Consider the following 20,283-nt stretch of genomic DNA (forward strand, 5'->3'; position numbering starts at 1 on the left):
CGGGGGTCTGCGTGGGGGCGGGCGTCGGCGCGCTCGGCTTGGCGGGCGTCGACGGTGCGCCCGGCGCGGGCTTCGGGGTCGCGCTCGGCTTCGTCGGCGTGCTCGGCGAAGCGGGCTTCGGCGACGGTGCCGGGGTGGTCGGCGCGCCCGACGCGAACGCGGGCGTCAGAAGGGCTCCCGACACCAGCAAGGTGACCACCCCGATCGATCCGCGTCGCAGTACCGCACCGATGCGCGTCCCGTCGGTCAAGGTCGAACCCTCCTAGGGTGTGGGTCGTGGTGATCGAGGGGCGCCTGAAGAAAGCGCCGCAGAAAATCGTGGCCGAGCTTATCATTCCGCATGACTGACTTCGTGCGAGATCAGTTCACCGTACTGGGATTTCGCTGGTTGTATAGACCATGTACGAACGGCGAGTTTCGGTTCCTGGACCTGAGGAGACCCCCTAGTGTCTGACCAGACCTATCAGACGATCGCAGTAACCCTGTACTTCGCAGCCATGTTGTACATCGGTTGGAGTGCGTACCGGAAGACGCGCGACAACCTCGACGACTACATGCTGGCGGGGCGCGGCCTCAAACCGTGGGTCGCCGCGCTCAGCGCGGGCGCGTCGGACATGTCCGGCTGGCTGCTGATGGGCCTGCCCGGCGCGATCTACGCCAAGGGCCTCGTGGAGTCCTGGATCGCGATCGGCCTGACGATCGGCGCGTGGCTCAACTGGAAGTTCGTCGCGCCGCGGCTGCGCTCGTACACCGAGGTCGCGGGCAACTCGATCACGATCCCGAGCTTCCTCGAGCACCGGCTGCGCGACGGCTCGCGGTCGCTACGCATCGTCTGCGGCCTCATCATCCTGGTCTTCTTCACGTTCTACGTCTCCAGCGGCATGGTCGCCGCCGGCAAGTTCTTCGACAGCACCTTCGGCGTGCAGTACATCCACGGCATGCTCATCGTCGCCGTGGTGACGATGGTCTACACGCTCTTCGGCGGCTTCCTCGGCGCCACCCTCACCGACGTCGCGCAGGGCCTGCTGATGCTCGCCGCCCTCGTCGCCGTGCCGATCGTCGCCCTCATCGAGGTGGGCGGACCGGCGGTCACCGTCGACACCGTGAACTCCGTGAACCCGACCTTCTTCAGCCTGTTCGCGGGCGGCACCGCCCTCGGCATCATCTCGGCGGCCGCGTGGGGCCTCGGCTACTTCGGTCAGCCCCACATCATCGTGCGGTTCATGGCGCTGCGCTCGCCGCAGGAGGCCTCCACCGCCCGCCGGTTCGGCATCAGCTGGATGGTCGCCACCGCGCTCGGTGCCATCTCCACCGCATTCATCGGCATCGCCTACTTCGCGCTCCATCCCGAGAAGGCGCCCAAGGACCCCGAGACCGTCTTCCTCGTGCTCGCGCAGATCCTGTTCCACCCGTTCGTCGCGGGCCTGGTGCTCGCCGCCGTCCTCGCCGCGATCATGTCGACGGTGTCCTCGCAGCTGGTCGTGTGCTCGTCGGCGCTGGTGGAGGACCTGTTCAAGATCTTCGCGGAGAAGTCGGGCCGCGACACGGAGATCAGCGACAAGACGTACGTGCGCCTCGGGCGGCTCGGGGTGCTCATCGTCGCGGTGATCGCGGTGCTGCTCGCGATCGATCCGTCGGACAGCATCCTCGAGCTCGTCGGCTTCGCCTGGGCCGGCTTCGGCTCCTCGTTCGGCCCGGTCGTGCTGCTCGCGCTGTTCTGGCGCAAGCTCACCGCCCCGGGTGCGTTGGCGGGCCTCATCGTCGGCGCGGCCGTCGCCTTCGTCTGGGGCCAGTGGCCGCCCTTCGAGCTCTACGAGATCGTGCCCGGCTTCCTCGCCAACCTGGTGGTCGCGGTCGGCGTCAGCCTCGCCACCTACAAGCCCGACGCTGCCGTCGACGCCGAGTTCGACGAGGCAGCGCGGCTCGCGGAGAAGCAGCCGGCCTGAGCGGAACCCGCGCCCCGCTAGGCTCGGCGGATGCCCACTGTCGCGCGGATCCGACGTCTGCCGGCCACGGTGCACCTGCTGCTCGCCTCCTTCTTCCTGTTCAACGTCGGCTTCTACCTCGTCGTCCCGTTCCTGGCCGGGCATCTCGGCGCACTCGGGATGACGGGCGCGATGATCGGCCTGGTTCTCGGGCTGCGCACCTTCTCCCAGCAAGGCATGTTCTTCGTGGGCGGTGCGCTGTCGGACAGATTCGGCGCGCGCCGGATGATCCTGTCCGGCATCGCCATGCGGGTGGTGGGTTTCGTCGTCCTCGCGTTCGCCGGCGGGGTCGTCTCGGTGGTCGTGGGGACAGTGCTCACCGGTTTCGCTGCCGCGCTGTTCGCGCCCGCGGTCGAGTCCACCGACGCGGCCTGGGGCCGTCGGCTCGAGGACGACGGGGTGCTCCCGCGGGCGGAGCTGTTCGGTCTGGAGCAGATGTGCAGCCGCGCCGGGAACGTCGTCGGTCCCGCGCTCGGAGCGGCGTTGATCTGGGCGCCGTTCGCCGCCGTCACCCTCGTCTCGGCCCTGCTCTTCGTGGGCATGTGGGTGGGATTCTGGCGGTTCCTGCCGCACGATGCCGCCCCGGGCGATGCGGGCGCGAAGCTCGCCGTCGCCTGGCGGACGGTGACCGGCAACGGCCGCTTCATGCTGCTCGCCGCGTTCGGCTCGGTACAGCTCGGCGCCTACGGCCTGATCTACATCGTTCTGCCGGTGGAGCTGCTGCGGGCGGGGAAGCAGGCCTGGCTCGGGTGGGTCTTCGCCGGAGCGGCGGTGATCGTCATCGTCGGTCAGCCGGCGGCTGTCGCCGTCGGCCGAAGGGTGGGCCGCCGGCGCGCGGTCGGGTTGGGGCTCGGTGTCATGGGGGCGTCGTTCGTCATCCCCGCCGCGACGGCCGCACACCCGGACGGCCGCCATCTGGCGGCGGTGATGGCATGGATCGCGGTGTTGCACCTCGGGCAGATGCTGCTCGTGCCGCCGCTGCGCGACGCCGTTGGAATCCTCGCCGGGGAACGGAATCTCGGCGCCCACTACGGGATGCTGGCCACCCTCGGCGGCGCTGCTTCGTTGGTCGCGTCGCTCGCGGTCGGGTGGGGCTACGACCGGGCCGCCGACGGTGCTCCCGCCTGGCTGGGCTGGGCGGCGGTCGCCGCGATCGTGATGGTCGCCGCGGTCGGCCTGCGGGCGGTGACCCCGCAGGCCGGCCCGGTCAGCGCGTGAGGACGGCGGCCAGCCGGCCGACGATGTCGTTCGTGACGTAGGGGATCGTCACCGGGTTCGGCATCGAGAGCGCGTCGCTGACCACCGGATCCAGCCCGACGAGTCGCTTTTGCGCGACGACAGGGAGGGAGGCGAACGCCGGTTCGCCCTCCACCTGCGCGCGGTCGCGCTCCCAGTTGTCGAACACGAGGACGTCAGCATCGAGGAGGTGGAAGTTCTCGGCGGAGAGCTCGGTGTTGAGCGCGCCGCCCGCGAACCTGTCGGCGAGGGCCGCCGGTGGGGTGAAGCCCAAGCCGCGCAGAATCTGGAACCGCGCGGCGTCGGGGCCGAAGGCGCGCAGTTTGCCGTCCTTCCACCGGATCACGAGAACCGCGGTCTTCCCCGCCAAGGCCGGGTTCGCCGCCTTGGCCCGCGCGACGGTGGCCTCTGCGCCGGCGATCAGCTCGTCGGCCTGCTTCGGCCTGCCCACCGCCCGTCCCACCCGGCGCGTCACGTCCTGCCAGGGGAGTGCCCAGTCCGTCTGGCCGGCCGCATGCAGCACCGTCGGGGCGATAGCGCTGAGCTGCTGATAGCGCTCCGCGGTGATGGCGTTGTTCACCGCCAGGATCAGATCGGGACGCGCTGCCGCGACCTGCTCGAGCGAGAACGCGCTCGTCGCGTTCGGGAGCGGGTCGGTGAGCCGTGCACCAGTTCCTGGGACCATCGCCCGACGCCGGTAACCGTCGAGCCGGTCCAGACGGGTACGAGGACGGGCGTGATCCCCAGCGCCAGGAGCGAATCCTGGTCGCCGATGCCCACGACCGCGACCCGCTGCGGGGGTGCGGTCAGCGTGGTCGTACCGTGCTGGTGCTCGATCGTGACCGGGAAGGCGCCCGGCTCGGCGGCCGCGCCGGCGCTACTGGGCGCCGCGCCCTCGTCGCCCCCGGTGCCGCACGCGGTGGCGAGCGCGGCGGCGGTGACGGAGGCGAGCGAGGTGAAGCCCAGCCGGAGTGCGGTGCGTCGATCCATTGATGTGGCCATGCGATGTCCCTGTCTCGAACCGGTGAAGAAGGCGAGCCTAAGCTATGTGGCTTCGCACAGGGACGCCGCGGCCGCATCCCACTCGAGCCGGGCGATCCGGTCCGCGCCGGCGAACTGGGTCAGGAGCGCGCAACACGCCCCGCTCGCGTCGTAGAGCTCGATCGCCGCGGCGTGCTCGTCGCCGGCGGTGCGCACCACGGCGCAGTTGTCCACGCGGGCGAGATCGATGTCGACGGCCGCGTCGTGGAAGCCGGTGAGCAGTCGCGGTCCCTCGGGGAGGACCGCCTCGATCCGTCCGCTGCAGGCTTGTGCGATGCCGCTCGCGAACACGGCGATTCCGACGGGGATGCCGGTCTCGCAGAGGAATTCGAGGACCTGCGCGATACGGGACGGTGGGATCTGACAGTACCGCTGATCGCCGAGCGCACACAGTCCACGCACGCGCCGCGCGCCCTCGTCCGCGAGGATCGCATCGACGGGATCAGCATGTGGGGCAGGTGCCGCCCGCTCGGGCCCGATGTCGCCGCTCGACGGGAACAGGATCTCGCGGTGCGGATCCGCGGGGGAGAGGTGGCCGAGCGCGCGGACCACCATCCGATCCGGCTCGGCCGTCACGAACGTGCGATGGAGGGCTCCGCCGCGACGGTCGACCAGTCCGACCATGCTGGCGTCGGCCGGACCCCCGGGAGCGTCGTCGTCCGTGATCGCGCCGACTACCCGGTCGGGCGCGATCCGGAGCGCGATCCGCCCCGCGGGCACCGCGAACGGATCACCGGGCACGGTCGGCGGAGAGTACCGGCCCTCGTGCGCCAGGGTGGCGACCATCGAGTCCGTCACCGCCACCGCACGATCGAGCAGGGGCAGCGCCCCGGCCACGTCGATCGCGGTCGCGCCCTCGACGCTCGCGCATCCCCGGGCCCGCTGCAGCGGGCATCGCCCGCGGCCGCAGCCGGGGCAGGACGCGGGCCGCATCAGTAGACGTCCCGCACGTAGCGCTTCTCCCGCTTGAGGGTCGCGACGTACTCGTCGGCGTCATCCGCGCCGCGGCCGCGCTGCCCGGCGATCACCTCGCGTAGCGCCCGGTCCACGTCCTTGGCCATGCGCGAGGCATCGCCGCACACGTAGAAATGGCCGCCGTCCTCCAGCCACGCATAGAGTTCCCGCGCCGCCTCGAGCATGCGGGTCTGCACGTAGATCTTCTCCGCCTGATCCCGGGAGAAGGCCAGGTCGAGGCGGTGCAGCACGCCCTGCTCGGTGAATCGGGCCAGCTCGTCGGCGTAGATGTAGTCGCTTGCCCGGTGCTGGTCGCCGAACAGCAGCCAGTTCCGGCCCGCCGCGGACGATGCCGCGCGTTCGTGCAGGAACGCCCGGAACGGGGCGATGCCCGTGCCGGGGCCGACCATGATCATCGGCCGGTCGGGGTCGGCGGGCACCCGGAAGGCGGTGTTGGGCTGCAACGAGATCCCGACCTCGTCCGTCTCGGTACAGCGGTCGGCGAGGAAGGTCGAGCACACCCCCTGGTGCTCGCGTCCCGCCTCCGCGCCGTGCCGCACCGCCGCCACCGTCAGGTGGATGCGGTCGGGGCTGGCCAGCGGGCTCGACGAGATCGAGTACGCCCGCGGCTGCAGGGGCCGCAGCAGGTCCGGGAGCTCCGCGGGATCGATGCGCGCGCCTTCGCACGCGTGCAGGAGGTCGAGCACGTCCCGCCCCCAGAGCCACGCGTCGAGCGTCTCCCGCTCTCCGCGCGCCAGGACCGCGGCGAGCTCGGACTCGGGTGCGCGCTCGGCGAGCGTCTTGAGCAGGTCCTTCGACGGCGTGGAGATCTCCCAGTCGGTGGTCAGCCGCGGCGCGAGCGGGGCGCCGTCGACGTCGGTGTCAGGGGTGGCGCCGAGTGCCCCGAGGACGGCGTCGACGAGGGCGGGCGCGTTGCGGGGCATCACGTTCAGGGCGTCGCCGGCCGCGTACTCGATCCCGCTGTCGGCGAGGTCGAACTCGACGTGCCGGATCTCCTTGGCGCTTCCGCTTCCGGAGAGCAGTCGGTTCTCCACGAGCCGGGAGGGGAACGGGTTCTTCTTGTTCCACCGTGATTTCGGCTTCGACGGTATCGCGGGCGCGGCTGCGACGGGTACTGCGGCGGCGTCGCCGGGATCCAGGTGATCGGCGACCGCCCGCAGCCGGGAGACGACCTCGGCGAGCCACGCCGACGCGGGCTCCTCGAAGTCGACGTCGCAGTCCACCCGCGGGGCGAGGCGCGCAGCGCCGAGCTGCTCGAGCCGGGTGTCGATGATCTGCCCGGCCCGGCAGAAGCCCTCGTAGCCGCTGTCGCCCAGCGCGAGTACCGAGAACTGGAGGTGCTCCAGGCGCGGGGCGGTGTCGGCGGACAGCGCCTCCCAGAACAGCTCCGCGTTGTCGGGCATCTCGCCCTCGCCGTAGGTGGACGTGACAACCAGTAGATGCGAGGCGGCTGCCAGCCGGTCGGGGTCGGCGTCGTCGAGTGCGGCGAGGTCGGCCCCGAGGCCGTTCTCCTGCAGCAGCCCGACCAGCCGTTCCGCGAGCTCCTCGCTGTTGCCGGTCTGCGTTCCGTAGAGCACGGTCGCGTGCAGCGTGGCGCCGGTTGCGGTGACCGCCTGCTCGGCCTGCACCGCGGCCAAGCCCGCCAGGAATCCGGACAGCCACGCCCGCTGGTCACCGGTGAAGACGTCGATGAGTGCGGACGAATCCGCCTCGGGGAGGACGTAGGTGGGGGCGCTCATGCCAGCGTCTCCTTCGCGAATCGCACCAGGTCCGGCATCGCGCCCTCGACCAGCATGGCGTTGACGGCGGCGCCGTCGAGGGCCGCGGCGTTGCGGGCGCGGTGATGCAGGATCCAGCCGTACGTGCCGGGGGCGTCCATGCTCAGCACGTTCCGCTCCTCGAGTGAGGTGGTGTAATCGCCGAGGCGCTTCGTCGCGATGAGCGCCGCGAGCTCCGCGTCCTCGAAGGTGTCGAGCCGGGCGCGCAGGTACTTCGTGATCCGTTGCCGGACCGCGAAATCCTCGGTGAGAACCAGGTTCCGGGCGCGGGCGGACACCCGCGGGTCGTCGTGCCCCGTCGCGCCCGGCACGCGTTCGGCGGCCACCTCCTGCGCCAGCGACAGGACCGTGAACGACGAAAGCAGGGAGAAGGCGTGCGGGGAGCGGGTGTCGCCGAACCGGGGTGCCGTGCCGCCGCCGACGGGTGTCCCCGCGCGCAGCGAGCGCTTGAACTCGCGCAGGCGGTCCGCGGCGACGGAGCCCGCCAGTTCGTCGAGCAGTTCCTTGCGGCCGTGTGCGGCCCAGATGTGTTCGGCGTCCTGGTAGTGCATCAGCGCGAGGGGCGTGCCGACGACGATGTTGTCGCGGGTGCCCGCCCAGTCCGCGAGGAGGCGTGCGGCGAGCGGCGATCCGGTCGCCTCCGCGTGCCAGGCGAGCATGGCCCGTACCGCGACCTCGTGGAAGGGTGGGGTGTGCGGGCCGACGAGGGATTCGACGTGCAGCGACGAGCTCGCCGCGCCGGCGGCCCGGCCCTCGGGGTCGTACTGGTAGACGAAGCCGCCGCTCATGCCGTTGCCCAGGCCCTTACCGAAGCCACCCAGGTTGAGTACGGCGCCGCCGGTCATGTACTCGCAGCAGTACTCGCCGACCCCCTCGACGACGGCGGTGGCGCCCGAGTTCCGTACGGCGAAGCGGTCGCCCGCCTCGCCCTGTACGAAGGTGCGGCCGCCGGTCGCGCCGAAGAGCGCGAAGTTGCCGATCAGGACGTTGGCGCCGGCGTCGGCGCCGCCGCCACCGGGGGAGCGGACCACGACGCGGCCGCCGCACTGGCTCTTCGCGACGCCGTCGTTGGCGGTTCCGGTGTGCTGCAGGTCCATCCCGTCGGTGCAGAAGACGCCGAAGGACTGCCCGGCGCTGCCGTGCGAGCGGACGACGACGGCACCGTCGGCGAGGAAGCGGCGGCCGCGCTCGTCGGTGAGCACCGCGGGGTGACCGTCGGGCACCGGCACGCCGGTGAAGGCCCCGCGCTGGTCGGCCGCGGGGTGGTTGAGCAGGCGTTCCAGGTCGACGGCGAGCTGGCCGCCCACCGACTTGTTCGGGTTCGCGAGTGCCACGTCGTCGACGGTGATCGACTCCGCGCCACCGTCGAGCAGGCGGTTCCGGACCTCCGCTAGGAGGCGGTCGTCCACCGCGTAGTCCTTCTCGAGGTACACGGGATCGACGACGGTCCGCGGCGCGGGCGCGTGCAGCATCGCACGCACGTCGAGGTGGCCGACCGCCGCGGGATGTTCCAGCAGCTGTAGGAGATCGGTGCGCCCGCGCGCCTCGCGCAGCGACCGCAGTCCGAGTCGGGCGAGAAGCGTGCGGACGTCGTGCGCGATGTTGAGCAGGTACTGCGCGAGCGCCCGCGGGTCCCCGTCGAAGACCTCGGGATTCGTGGTGAGTCCGGCCGGGCACTTGAGGTTGCAGTTCTTGGCCATGACGCACTTGAGCATCATCAGGGCGGTCGTCCCGAACTCGAACGAGTCGCCGCCGAGGAGCGCGGAGACCACGACGTCGCCGCCGGTCTGGTGCGCGCCGGAGCACCGGAGGGTCACCTTGTCGCGCAGGCCGTTCGCGACCAGCGCCTGGTGCACCTCGGCCACGCCGATCTCCGCGGAGCGTCCGGCGTACTTGAGGCTGGTCACCGCCGCCGCACCGGTCCCGCCGGTGTTGCCGGCCACGTTGATCACGTCGGCGCCGGCCTTCGCGACGCCGACGGCGATCGTGCCGATGCCCTCAGAGGAGACGAGTTTGACGATCACCCGCACGCGGGCCGCTTTGCAGTCGTGGATGAGCTGCGCCAGGTCCTCGATCGAGTAGGTGTCGTGATGCGGTGGGGGAGAGATCAGCTCGATGCCCGGGGTGCCGCCGCGGGCCGCCGCGATGTCGACGGTGACCTTCGGCCCCGGCAGCTGCCCGCCCTCTCCGGGCTTGGCGCCCTGGCCGATCTTGATCTCGAGCTCCTCGAGCATCGGGTCCGCGAGGTATCCGGACCAGATGCCGAATCGGCCGGAGGCGAACTGCTTGATCCGCGAACCGCGGATGGTGCCGTAGCGGGTGCGGTGCTCGCCGCCCTCGCCGCAGTTCGACATGCCGCCGACCATGTTGGTGCCGTGCGCGACCGCCTCGTGGGCGGTGGCGACGAGGGCGCCGTGGCTCATCGCGCCGGAGGCCAGCGTGCGGGTGATCTCGTGCGCGGGCTGCACCTCGTCGAGCCGCAGGGAGCGGGGCGCGGTGCACAGCAGCGTCAGATAGGTGTGCGCCCGTCCGGTGGCGGCGATCACGGCGCCGGCATCGGGGCTCGTCTCGACCTCGACCTCGTCCGCGAACAGCTCGCGGAGGAACTGCGCGAACCCGGCGTAGGCGGTGTCCGCCTGGTGCTCCGGGGTGTCGGTCAAACGCACGACGAACCGGCCGTCCGGCGCGGTGTCGACGGTCAGGCCACGGGTCGGCAGGCTCGCGTTGCCCTCCAGGGAGAACCGGGCCAGCTCGCGATGGAACTCCTGGGCCGTCGTGAGCATCGTGACGTCCGCGGGCAATGCGAGCACGTCGCGCAGCGCGGAGGGGCGGCGCTCGCGCTCGACCAGGGTGGCGGCGAGGAATTCGCGGTAGCCGTCGGTGATCTCGAAGCCGTCGATCTGGCGCGGCAGCAGCGCTTTGAAGCCACTGTTGCGGTACGCGGCGTCGTCGAGCCCGAAGGCGTCGTCGAGGCGCGAGAGCGTGAGTAGGCGCAGCGACGTGGAGCCGATGCCGTCGGGACCGGTGAGGGCCAGGGGCTCCTCGGCCATCCGGGTGAAGCCGCGGACGGCGTTGATGCCGTACGAGTGCCCGGCACCGTCGGAGCGCTCCTTGAACAGGCCCAGCAGCGGCACGTCGCGCTCCTCCGCCACGGAGGCCGCCCGTTCGTGCCAGTCGGAGTTCGCCTCCGCGATCCGCGCGAAGCCGACCCCGCCGACGGGGGCGTCCAGGTGCGGGAAGTAGCGGGACAGCACAGGATCCCGCGTGTCCAGGTAATTGGGCTCGAAGAACTGGCCGCCGATGTACGACTCCGCCGTGCACAGGCCCACCCGGCCCATCGTCTTGGCGAGCGACTTCTCCGCCGCCTTGCGGAACCGGTCGAAGGCGCGGTCCGTATCGGTGAGCTCGCCGGCGGGCGCCGCGTCGGCGGGGAACCGCTCCTCCGCCCGCAGCCGCGCCGAGAGGGAGTACACCGCGGACGCGCCGAATCCCAGCGCCGAGGCGATGTGATGCGAGGACGGCAACTGGCCGCTCTCGGCGAGGAGCGAGAGCCGCAGGCGCAGGCCGGTCTCGGTGAGCCGGACGTCCACGGCGGCGAGCGCGAGCAGGAGGGGGAGGGGCGCCTGCGCAGTGGAGACGCCGCGGTCGGTGAGCACGGCGATGCCGCCGCCGTCGCGGGCGAAGGCCTCGACGTCGTCGCACAGCCGCTCGACGGCCGCGAGCACCGCCTCGGCGTTCGCTTCCGCATCGTCGACGTCGGGGCGGTACAGCAGGTCGAAGTGCTGGACCGGGGTCACCTGCTGGTCGCGGAGTTTCACCATCTCCAGGTGGCTGAGGATCGGTGAGTCGATCACGATCTGCGGGGCGCGGTGGCCGTGTTCCGCGTTGCCCAGCGCCACCCGCATGCTCATGGCGTCGGCCTCGCGGATCGAGTCCAGCGGCGGGTTCGTCACCTGCGCGAAGCGCTGGGAGAAGTATTTCGCCATGCCGCCCTCGTGGTCCGACAAGGCGTTGATCGCATTGCCGTAGCCCATCGCCGAGATCCGCTCCGCGCCGTCGGCCAGCATCGGGTCGAGCAGGAACCGGAAGCTCTCCTGGTTGAGCGAGTAGGCGACGTACCGGCCGTGCAGGCTGAGATCGCCCGGGTACCCGAGGGTCCCGGCGTCGCGCTGGATGGGCGGTGGCGCGATATCGGCGAGGTTCACGCGCGCGGCGCCGAGGAGTTCGGCGTAGTCGCGGCGCGCGGCCAGCAGGTCGAGTGCCTCGCGCGTACGGCGGACCCGACCGTCGCCGGCCCGGTGATCCACGTAGAGCATGCCTCCGGCCTCGATGCGGCCGCGGTGTACCACCGAGTCCGCGGGGAACGGGACCTGCCCGGCCTCCGAGGCGACGACGACGTACTCCGCCGTTTCGACGGTGCGCAGCGGACGCAGGCCGAGCCGGTCCAGGCGCGCGCCGACCACATCACCGTCGGAGAAGATGAGCGCGGCCGGGCCGTCGTTCTTCTCCTCGCCGAGGGAGAAGTACTCGAGCATGTCCCGGACCGGTTGCGGCACCGTGCCGTCGTTCTCCCACGCCGGCGGCATGAGCGAGACGACCGCCTCGACCAGGCCCAGCCCGTCGTCGAAGACCCGGCTCTGCAGCGACTGGTCGAGCCGGCTCGAATCCGACTGGCCGGGCGGACGGACGATGGTGCGCGCCTTGGCGCGGGCGACGGCATCGTCGGCCAGGCGGTTCTTGCGGTCCGTGTTGAGCTCGCCGTTGTGCGCCATCAGTCGGAACGGCTGAGCCATCGAGGGATGCGGCTCGGTGTTGGTGGAGAACCGCGTGTGGAAGTACAAGGTGCACACCGAGTGCCGCGGGTCCGAGAGGTCGGTGAAGTAGCGGATCACCTCGTCGGCATTGAGTCGCCCCTTGAGGGTCTGGGTGCGCGTGCTCAGTGACAGCGGGTACAGCCCGGCGAGATCCGGGGTGCCGTAGGCGATCTGCTCGATCGCGAGGAGGGCCGCGTTCGCGGCGCGGTCCACGTCGATCCGCGGGACGCCCGACGGTGCCGTGAACACCCACTGCGTGACGGGGAGCTGGTAGTGGAGTGCCGCCGTGCGGATCGCGGAGGGGTCGACGGGGACGTCGCGCTCGGTGATCACCTCGAAGCCGTGGTCGGCGAGCGTCTCGCGGACGAGCGCCCGCGCAGCCGGTCCCTGCTCCGGGGCGGAGGGCAGGAAGAGGTTGGCGACGCCGAACCGGCCGCGCTGCAGCTCGCGGCCGGTGATGGCGCGGAAGAACTCCACGGACAGGTCGACGTTGACCCCGGCCCCGTCGCCCACGCCCTCCGCGGACATGCCGCCGCGGTGGGGGATGGCGCACAGCGCGTGCTCGCCGTAGGCGATCACGTCGTGATGCTGGGTGCCGTCCTTGCGGGTGATGAAGCCGACGCCGCAGGCGCTCGACTCCCGGGTGGGGTCGTACAGACCGGTGCGTGGTTCGTTCAACGGATCACTCTCACTCGGGGCGCGGTACCTGAAGTGAGAACGGTAAGGCTAACCTTAGGATTGCGCCATGTGGGGTCGGTCACCCTTCGACGGCGCAAGTTCGTGTTGATGGATGCAATGTGGTGAACAGTTAACATTTCGGCATGGGTGACGAGCCGGACAACGAGCGGTGGACCGACGGTCTGTGGCTGCTCCTGATCTTCCTTGCGTTCATCGCGGTCATCGCGCTCGGCGTGAAGGCATGGGCTTCCGGGCATAAGGTCGGCTTTTCGATCCTCGTTCTCGCCGGATGCACCCTGTTCGGGCTTGAGCGGGTCGCCGTCGCGATCCGTCGCAAGTGGTGATGCGCCGTGAGCGCGGAACGGGTGTGGCGGTGGGGCTTGGTGCTCGTCGTTGTCGCCCTCGTCGTCCGTGGTCACGCCTGGCGGATCGGGCCGCGGCCCGACATTCAATCCGGGTGGCGCTATGACGGGAGTCTGTGGGAGCGCCTCCGCGAGACCTGGGACTGCTATGGGTGGGTTGTCACAGGCGCCCTCGCGGTGATTTTCGCGGCGATGGTGGCGATCGAGCGGCGAAGGGGTTTCAGTGCGGCTGCGGTTCTGAATCTGCTGGTCGCGGCGACGTCGGCGCTCCTGTTCATCCATGCCGTGTACGTGCTGTACCTCGAGCCGCTCACGGTCGCCGTCCTGACTGCCGTCCTCGTTGCGATCATGGTGCTTGTGGACAAGCTGGGACCGCACGTGGCGGCCTGGGCCGCGCGTCCGCCGAAGTAGCGCACGGAGGTCGGTGTCGGAATGACGAAGGCCGGTCGACCAGCATTTCTGCTGATCAACCGGCCTTCACCGATTGGGGTGGATGACGGGACTCGAACCCGCGATCATGGCGGTAGGTATGCCGGGGATGAGTGACCAGAGGACGGGGTGTTTCCACGAGGACCACCAGGGGGTCAGCTTGCTCATGGACTGATGCTAGATCGACCGCCCGACCCGTTTGCGGGATGCAGGATTCGCTAGCCGGCTCTTTGGGGTCGTGAACTTCTGCTAGGTTCCGAGCATGAGCGAACCGAGCAACCAGGCCGCAGCCAGACCGCCAGTGATCACCGCCGCATGGATCGTGTTTTTCGGACTCGTACTGCTTGGTGTCATGATCTGGCAGCCGTGGGCGACTCCGAAGTGGGCGGACGTGGAGACCAGTGACGGACGACAAACGAACTCGATGTGCACCGTCTACAAGTTCTCTGTGGATTGCAGGTAGGCGATCATGAGTGATCTTCAAGCGTTGGCGCTGGTCAAATCCATCCGGTTCGCCGCTGTGGTGCTCGGCGTGTCCATGATCCTGTTGGGTCTGATGGTGTGGCAGCCCTGGGCGTCGCCCGGTCTCGCAATGGTGGAGTCGAAAACGCTGACTGATCGCGCCTGTGTGACGTACAAGGATGCCGTTACCTGTAAGTGGGAATGATGGTGGATCCCGACGCGATGACGGACGATGAGCTGATGGATGAGTTCCTACGTGAGCATCCCGGCGCTGACGACCGTATGCGGCTGGCTCTGTGGTTGGGGCGGAAGGTTTCGCCTGAGTAGCGGCTCGACTCGCGATGCACGCTGGTAATCTCCACGTATGACGAACCCGAACCTGCCGCCGCCTCTTCCTCCGCAGATGCGTCCCGTACCGCTGCGCCGTCAGCCGGTCGTGGTCGCAGCGTTGATCGTGTTCGTGGGCCTGATCATTGCGGGGTTGATGGTGTGGCAGCCAGGGGCGGCACCTGAGTCGGGCCTCGTGAACACTGGCTTCGATCAGACGCGGTGTGTGACCTACAAGGACTCCGTTACCTGCGCTTGGTCGAAGTAGTTGCCTTATGAAGAGACTGCTAAGGCGGCTGTGGGGTAAGTCGTGGTGGTCCACGCCGCTGCTAACTGTGTGCGTGCTGCTCGTGGCGCTTCCGGCTGACCGGTGGTGGAAGGTTTTGCTGCTTGTCGCTTTCCTCGGGACTGTTGGTTATGAAGGATTCGAGGGCTGGCGAAATTCGAAACCCGAGGATCAATCGGACACATGAATAGCGCCCCGCTCTGGATGAACTGAGCGGGGCGCATTTCGTCGCTGTGGAGTTCTACCGGTTGTTGTAGGCGTCCACTACCTCGTGCGAGATACGCCCACGCTCCGACACCTTCAAACCGTTCTTGCCCGCCCACTCACGGATTGCCTTTGACTGCTCACGGTCGATGCTCGTGCGGGTAGTCGAGGCGGCAGCGGGACGACCACGGGACTTCCGGCCACCCATCCTGCGACCGGCACTCGTGTACGCGCTCAGGCTGTCTCGGAGCTTCTTAGCGTTCTTCGAAGACAGGTCGATTTCGTAGGTCACGCCGTCTAGGGCGAACTCCATGGTTTCGTCTGCGGTGAGGGTGGTCGTCAATGTCGTCGGTGAGGGTGACGACCACTTTGCGTGCCATTAGAGGTTCCTATCATTTCGTTGTGAATGGTGGTGGGTACGTTCAAAGCCAAAGGGATCATTACGTGATGCTGGCCTTGCAAGGTGCCCCACCCCGGAATATCGCCCCGAAACCAAAGCCGCTATCGGTTCACGCCAACACAAGTAGACCCTTACCGTTTTCGGCAAGCGTCAAGGTTGGCACCTGACCGGCGTCGATCATTCGCGGGACTGGTGGCCTACGCCCAAGTTCGTAGGACTCTGCTACTCGGGGCAGGTCGGTTAGCGTCGGACTCTGCAATAGCGACGTGGCGCCCTCACCACGGCTCGAACGTGGATGCCAGCCAGCAGGGCGGGGGAGACAGCTACACGGCTGTCAGAGGGCGGATGGGACCGCGTACAAGGTGGCGCGGGGGAGTAGGAACACCCATCGGGTGCGGTGAGATCCGCCGGGCGCATCGACCAGCTCGGTACGGATCGGCATACCGGCGTCGACGTAGCCGGATCGGTGGGCTTCGCGGTCAGCGTGCTCACGAGCCACGAGATCGAGGAACGGACCCGGCCACCGCGGATCATGAGTGAACGTCACGGCGAGCGTGGATCGGGTGAGCTGAAGGTGGAGGTTCACGCGAACACCATCCAGGCGAGCGTCACGAAGGCGTACACGGCGGCGTACGTGACCAGCACGAGGATGAGGGCGCCGAGGAATTGACGGGCAGCCATGCGTGCCCGAGATACAGTTGCGTCATGCATGAGCGGGTCTAGTCCGTTCGTGTCCAGACCCCGGACCAGGTGCGCCAACACCTACCGGGGTCGATCTAATTGGACACCCGAAGATCGTGCGCAAGGATGCGCTAAGGATGCGCGGCCCGAATCTGCCGAACTACCGCAGAAACGAAAGAAGGCCGGTCAACCAGCATTCACGCTGGTCAACCGGCCTTCTCCACTTGGGGTGGATGACGGGACTCGAACCCGCGACAGCCAGAATCACAATCTGGTGCTCTACCAACTGAACTACACCCACCAGGTGCCTGGGATCGCCAGGCTCGAAGAACTTTACCCGACGGTTCCGGCGGAATCCAATCGGTATGGCCTCCACCCCGTCGAGCGCGGTGACCAGCGGATTCAGGCCGGGCCGAGCTCCTCGACGGCCGCTGCGATCTGCTCGGTCGACGGCCCGGGAGCCGGCACGAAGGCGGTGCTCCGGTAGTACTTGAGCTCCCGGATCGACTCGCGGATGTCCGCGAGCGCGCGGTGCGCCAGTCCCTTGTCTGGCTGGCCGAAGTAGATCCGCGGGTACCAGCGGCGGGACAGCTCCTTGATCGAGCTGACGTCCACCATCCGGTAGTGCAGGAAGCCGTCCAGCTCCGGCATCTCCTTGGCGATGAACCGACGGTCGGTGGCGATCGAATTGCCCGCGAGCGGCACGGCGCCCGCCTCGATGTGCTCGCGGAGGTAGGCGAGCACGGCCTCCTCGGCTTCGCGCACGGTCACCGTCGACGCCCGGACCTCCTCCGTCAGGCCCGAGCGCGCGTGCATCTCCTGCACCACCGGCGGCATGGCGGCGAGCGCGGCGTCGTCCGCATGGATCACCAGGTCCACGCCTTCGCCGAGCACGTTCAGGTCGCCGTCGGTCACCAGGGCGGCGATCTCGATGAGTCGGTCGGAGGTCAGGTCGAGGCCGGTCATCTCACAATCGACCCATACGAGTTTGTCGTCCACGCCGATCAGCGTAGCCAACGCCGTCAGGCGCCGAGCCGAAGCAAACAGCGAGGGTAGCCTGGCCTCATGAATCCAGTCGGATCGGTGCCGGAGCTCGAGAAGGCCGTCGGGAAGCCCGTCGCGGCGATGATGCTCAAGACGATCGACCACCTCGACGAGCACTGCCGGACGATCCTCGCGGTGTCCACGGCGGCCGTCCTCGGCTACGTCGACCACGACGGTGTGCAGCGCACGAGGCTCCTCGGCGGCGCGCCGGGCTTCCTGTCGGAGGCCTCGCCCACAGGCCTGGAGATCGCACTCCCGGACGACGCCGCGCCGGGCGGGGCCTCGCTGTTGATCCTCGTTCCCGGCTGGCGCGAGACGCTGCGCGTGAACGGTGCCGTCGGCGACGGCGGCTTCGCGGTCCTTGAGGCCTACCTGCACTGCGGGAAAGCGGTGATCCGCTCTGGGCTCTGGCAGCCGGCGCCGCCCAGCGCGGCCACCGCGGAGGCCGACGCCGCCACCATCGGACCCGACGCGGCGGCGTTCCTCGCCGCCGCCCCGTTCGCGGTGATCAGCTCCCGCGACGAGGACGGTCGCGCCGACAGCAGCCCCCGCGGCGACCCCGCGGGCGACCTGCGCGTGCTCGGTCCCACCACTGTGGCGATCGCCGACCGCCCGGGCAACAAGCGTACCGACACCCTGCACAACATCGTCAGCAATCCCGATGTGGCGCTGCTGGCTCTGGTCCCCGGCGACGGCCGGGCGGTGGAGCTGACCGGGACGGCCACCATCAGCACCGATCCCGCACTGCGCGAGCAACTCGCCGAGCGCGGGAAGGCGCCGAAGGCCGTGGTCGTCATCGAGGTCTCCCGCGCGCGCCTCGCCCGGAGCGAGGGGATCGCCGCCGCGGCGCTGTGGGACCTCGGTCGGCATGCGGACACCGCGGAACTGCCGCGCCCGTCCGCCGTCTGGACCGACCACGTCAAACGCAACACGACGGGCGGCGTCGGCGCGCGAGTGCTGCGGGCCGTGGCGAACGAAAGGGTCATGCGGGCCGGAGTCGACCTCGACTACCGCCAGAACCTCTATTGACCCAGGTCTCACGCTAGGGTTTGCACCGTGACTGACAACGCGAACTCCCCGGCGCAGACCATCGCCGCCGGCTACGAATTCTCGGGGCCCGCCCTGGAGCTCGGGACCGTCCTCGTGGACGGCACCGTCGACCCGTCGGCCAAGGTGCGGATCCCGCTGGCCATGATGAACCGCCACGGCCTCGTCGCCGGCGCCACCGGCACCGGTAAGACGAAGACGCTGCAGCTCATCGTCGAGCAGCTGTCCGCCAACGGCGTGCCCGTCGTGCTCGCCGACATCAAGGGCGACCTCGCGGGCCTGTCCAAGCCCGGCGAGGCCAACGACAAGACCGCGTCGCGCGCGACCGACACCGGCGACGACTGGAAGCCCGCCAATGTGCCCACGGAGTTCGTCTCCCTCGGCACCAACGGCGTCGGCGTCCCGATCCGCGCCACCATCTCCTCGTTCGGCCCGATCCTGCTGTCGAAGGTGCTCGGCCTCAACGCGACGCAGGAGTCGACGCTCGGCCTGATCTTCCACTGGGCCGACCAGAATCAGCTCGAGCTGCTGGATCTCAAGGACCTGCGCTCGGTGATCCAGTACCTCACGTCCGCCGAGGGCAAGGCCGACCTGGAGGGCATCGGCGGCGTCAGCAAGCAGACCGCCGGCGTGATCCTGCGGGCCCTGGTCAACCTCGAGGCCGAGGGCGGCGACACCTTCTTCGGCGAGCCCGAGATCGACATGGGCGACCTGCTGCGCACCGCGGGCGGCCAGGGTGTGGTCACCCTGTTCGAGCTGGGCGACCAGGCCGCGCGGCCCACGCTGTTCTCCACCTTCCTGATGTGGGTCCTCGCCGACCTGTTCCAGTATCTGCCCGAGGCGGGCGACCTGGACAAGCCGAAGCTCGTCTTCATCTTCGACGAGGCGCACCTGCTGTTCGCGGACGCGTCGAAGGCCTTCAAGGACCAGGTCGAGCAGACCGTCAAGCTGATCCGCTCGAAGGGCGTGGGCGTCTTCTTCTGCTCGCAGCTGCCCACCGACATCCCGAATCCGGTGCTCAGCCAGCTCGGCGCGCGCATCCAGCACGCGCTGCGCGCCTTCACGCCGGAGGATCAGGCCGCGCTGAGCAAGACGGTCAAGACCTACCCGACCTCGCCCGCCTACAAGCTCGACGAGGCCCTGACCAGCCTCGGCATCGGCGAGGCGATCGTCACCGTGCTCTCCGACAAGGGCGCCCCGACGCCGGTGGCGTGGACCCGTCTGCGGGCCCCGCGCTCGCTGATGTCCGCGATCGGCGACGATGCGATCCGCTCGGCCGCGCAGGCATCGCCGCTGTGGGGCAAGTACGCGCAGACCGTCGACAACCTCTCGGCCTTCGAGAAGCTGTCGCAGAACGCGCAGCAGGCGCAGCAGGAGAACGCGCCCGCCGAGCAGGCGCCGCCGCCCCCGCCCGCGCCCAAGAAGGAGGAGGAAGAGTCCGGCTGGGTCTCCGACGTGATGAGCAACCCCGCCGTGAAGTCCTTCCTCCGGTCCGCGGCCTCCAGCGCCGGTCGTGAGCTGTCCCGCAGCATCTTCGGCACCAAGCGTCGCCGCTGAGCGAGCACGACGGACGAAAGTCCGGTCATCGGTCCCCACGATCGTGGGATCCGATGACCGGACTTTCGTCGTTTCGGGGCCGGTGCGGCCCGAGAGGTCAGTTGCCCGCGAGCTTCTTGTACATCTCGCCGACGATGGGCGCCATGATGGCGCGCGGGGTGTAGTGGCCCGCCATCGACATGCCCTTCGAGAGCAGGCCCGGCACGACGCGCATCTTGTTCTTCTCCAGCGCGTCCAGGGTCACGCGGGCGGTGTACTCCGTATTGACCCAGAGGAACTCGGGCACGACCTTCTCGACCGTGGAGCGGTCCTCGGGGTCGGGGAGCTCGGTGCGCACGGGGCCGGGCGCGAGCAGGGTGACGTGCACGCCGGTCTTCTTGAGCTCGCCGCGCAGCGACTCGGAGAAGGTGTTGGCGAAGGCCTTCGAGGCCGCGTACGTGGCGTTGTTCGGGATCGGCATGTTACCGGCCGCCGAGCCGGTGATCATGATGCCGCCGTTGCCCCGCTTCACCATCTGCGGCAGCACCGCCAGGGTCAGGTCGTGGACGGCGTTGGCGTTGAGCTCGAGCTGCGCGCGCTCGTAGTCGAAGTCCAGGTCGATGACGCGGCCGAAGGTCGCGGTGCCGGCGTTGTTGCAGAGGATGGAGATCTCCCGCGAGGCGAGCTCCTCGCAGAGCACGGCGCGCGCGGCGTGATCGGAGAGGTCGACGCCGCGGACCTCGGCCTCGACGCCGAACTCGGCGCGCAGCTTCGCGGCCAGCTCCTCCATGGGGCCGGTGCTGCGGGCGACGAGGATGACCGAGTGGCCGCGGCGGGCGAGCTCCGTGGCGAGGGCGACACCGATGCCGGAGGAGCCGCCGGTGACGACGGCGCGGGCGGACTGATGGGGTGCGGGTACTGGCATGGGTCAGATCGTACGGGAGGGCACGCACGGGTCGACATCGCGAAGATCGCACTGTGACCGCGCTGGTCCCGGA

The 20,283-nt window shown here is 69.5% G+C and carries 15 protein-coding genes, 1 tRNA gene and 2 pseudogenes; 9 read left to right on the forward strand and 9 right to left on the reverse strand.

Annotation, left to right across the window (positions count from 1 at the left end):
- From LB823_RS03515 to LB823_RS03525, 3 genes and pseudogenes are all read left to right on the forward strand, one after another.
- Window positions 1-266 (forward strand): annotated as a pseudogene (locus tag LB823_RS03515) (hypothetical protein); the annotation flags it as partial.
- Window positions 267-446: 180 nt separating this feature from the next.
- A complete protein-coding gene (putP, locus tag LB823_RS03520; RefSeq protein ID WP_224645394.1) occupies window positions 447-1,946 on the forward strand; it encodes a sodium/proline symporter PutP in 1,500 nt (499 codons plus the stop codon).
- 30 nt (window positions 1,947-1,976) lie between these two features.
- Window positions 1,977-3,203 carry an MFS transporter gene (locus LB823_RS03525; RefSeq protein ID WP_224645395.1) on the forward strand — a complete coding sequence of 409 codons (1,227 nt, stop codon included), beginning with the start codon at window positions 1,977-1,979 and terminating at the stop codon, window positions 3,201-3,203.
- Here LB823_RS03525 and LB823_RS03530 read toward each other — a convergent pair.
- From LB823_RS03530 to LB823_RS03550, 5 genes are read right to left on the reverse strand one after another with little or no spacing between them, the layout of a single operon-like run.
- Window positions 3,193-3,801 (reverse strand): ABC transporter substrate-binding protein, encoded by a 609-nt coding sequence (locus LB823_RS03530; RefSeq protein WP_374201268.1) that lies wholly within the window; start codon window positions 3,799-3,801, stop codon window positions 3,193-3,195. The genes LB823_RS03525 and LB823_RS03530 overlap by 11 nt on opposite strands.
- An 8-nt stretch (window positions 3,802-3,809) precedes the next feature.
- Window positions 3,810-4,223 (reverse strand): hypothetical protein, encoded by a 414-nt coding sequence (locus LB823_RS03535; protein ID WP_224645397.1) that lies wholly within the window; start codon window positions 4,221-4,223, stop codon window positions 3,810-3,812.
- 42 nt (window positions 4,224-4,265) lie between these two features.
- Entirely contained in the window at window positions 4,266-5,195 is a 930-nt protein-coding gene (locus tag LB823_RS03540) for a hypothetical protein (protein ID WP_224645398.1), read from the reverse strand.
- Complete coding sequence (locus tag LB823_RS03545; protein WP_224645399.1) at window positions 5,195-6,976, reverse strand: sulfite reductase subunit alpha; 1,782 nt, start codon at window positions 6,974-6,976, stop codon at window positions 5,195-5,197. Before LB823_RS03545 ends, LB823_RS03540 begins: the two co-directional genes overlap by 1 nt.
- Window positions 6,973-12,507 (reverse strand): glutamate synthase-related protein, encoded by a 5,535-nt coding sequence (locus LB823_RS03550; RefSeq protein ID WP_224645400.1) that lies wholly within the window; start codon window positions 12,505-12,507, stop codon window positions 6,973-6,975. Before LB823_RS03550 ends, LB823_RS03545 begins: the two co-directional genes overlap by 4 nt.
- A 143-nt stretch (window positions 12,508-12,650) precedes the next feature.
- Between LB823_RS03550 and LB823_RS03555 the strand changes: the two genes are divergently transcribed.
- The 4 genes from LB823_RS03555 to LB823_RS03570 all read left to right on the forward strand — a co-directional run bounded on the left by LB823_RS03555 (window position 12,651) and on the right by LB823_RS03570 (window position 14,355).
- Complete coding sequence (locus LB823_RS03555) at window positions 12,651-12,851, forward strand: hypothetical protein (protein WP_224645401.1); 201 nt, start codon at window positions 12,651-12,653, stop codon at window positions 12,849-12,851.
- 6 nt (window positions 12,852-12,857) lie between these two features.
- Window positions 12,858-13,280: a hypothetical protein gene (locus LB823_RS03560; protein WP_224645402.1), complete on the forward strand. Its 423-nt coding sequence runs from the start codon at window positions 12,858-12,860 to the stop codon at window positions 13,278-13,280.
- A gap of 487 nt (window positions 13,281-13,767) precedes the next feature.
- Window positions 13,768-13,965, forward strand: a complete 198-nt coding sequence (locus LB823_RS03565) for a hypothetical protein (RefSeq protein ID WP_224645403.1) — start codon at window positions 13,768-13,770, stop codon at window positions 13,963-13,965.
- A 159-nt stretch (window positions 13,966-14,124) separates the two neighbouring features.
- Window positions 14,125-14,355: a hypothetical protein gene (locus tag LB823_RS03570; protein WP_224645404.1), complete on the forward strand. Its 231-nt coding sequence runs from the start codon at window positions 14,125-14,127 to the stop codon at window positions 14,353-14,355.
- A 259-nt stretch (window positions 14,356-14,614) separates the two neighbouring features.
- On the opposite strand, the pseudogene LB823_RS03575 reads toward LB823_RS03570, so the two are convergent.
- The 3 genes and pseudogenes from LB823_RS03575 to orn all read right to left on the reverse strand — a co-directional run bounded on the left by LB823_RS03575 (window position 14,615) and on the right by orn (window position 16,657).
- Window positions 14,615-14,957 (reverse strand): annotated as a pseudogene (locus LB823_RS03575) (Lsr2 family protein).
- 926 nt (window positions 14,958-15,883) lie between these two features.
- A tRNA-His gene (locus LB823_RS03580) sits at window positions 15,884-15,959 on the reverse strand.
- 101 nt (window positions 15,960-16,060) lie between these two features.
- Entirely contained in the window at window positions 16,061-16,657 is a 597-nt protein-coding gene (orn, locus tag LB823_RS03585) for an oligoribonuclease (protein WP_224645405.1), read from the reverse strand.
- Between the two features lie 66 nt (window positions 16,658-16,723).
- On the opposite strand from orn, the gene LB823_RS03590 reads away from it, so the two are divergent.
- On the forward strand, window positions 16,724-17,731 hold the full coding sequence (locus LB823_RS03590) for a pyridoxamine 5'-phosphate oxidase family protein (protein WP_224645406.1): 1,008 nt from the start codon (window positions 16,724-16,726) through the stop codon (window positions 17,729-17,731).
- A 27-nt stretch (window positions 17,732-17,758) separates the two neighbouring features.
- A complete protein-coding gene (locus tag LB823_RS03595) occupies window positions 17,759-19,306 on the forward strand; it encodes a helicase HerA-like domain-containing protein (RefSeq protein WP_224645407.1) in 1,548 nt (515 codons plus the stop codon).
- 97 nt (window positions 19,307-19,403) lie between these two features.
- Here LB823_RS03595 and cmrA read toward each other — a convergent pair whose 3' ends face one another.
- Window positions 19,404-20,210: a mycolate reductase gene (gene cmrA, locus LB823_RS03600; protein ID WP_068742620.1), complete on the reverse strand. Its 807-nt coding sequence runs from the start codon at window positions 20,208-20,210 to the stop codon at window positions 19,404-19,406.
- Window positions 20,211-20,283 lie beyond the last annotated feature (73 nt).

Origin of the sequence: Tsukamurella sp. M9C, from assembly GCF_020169415.1 — a bacterium.
In the GTDB taxonomy this organism is placed as follows: Bacteria; Actinomycetota; Actinomycetes; order Mycobacteriales; family Mycobacteriaceae; genus Tsukamurella.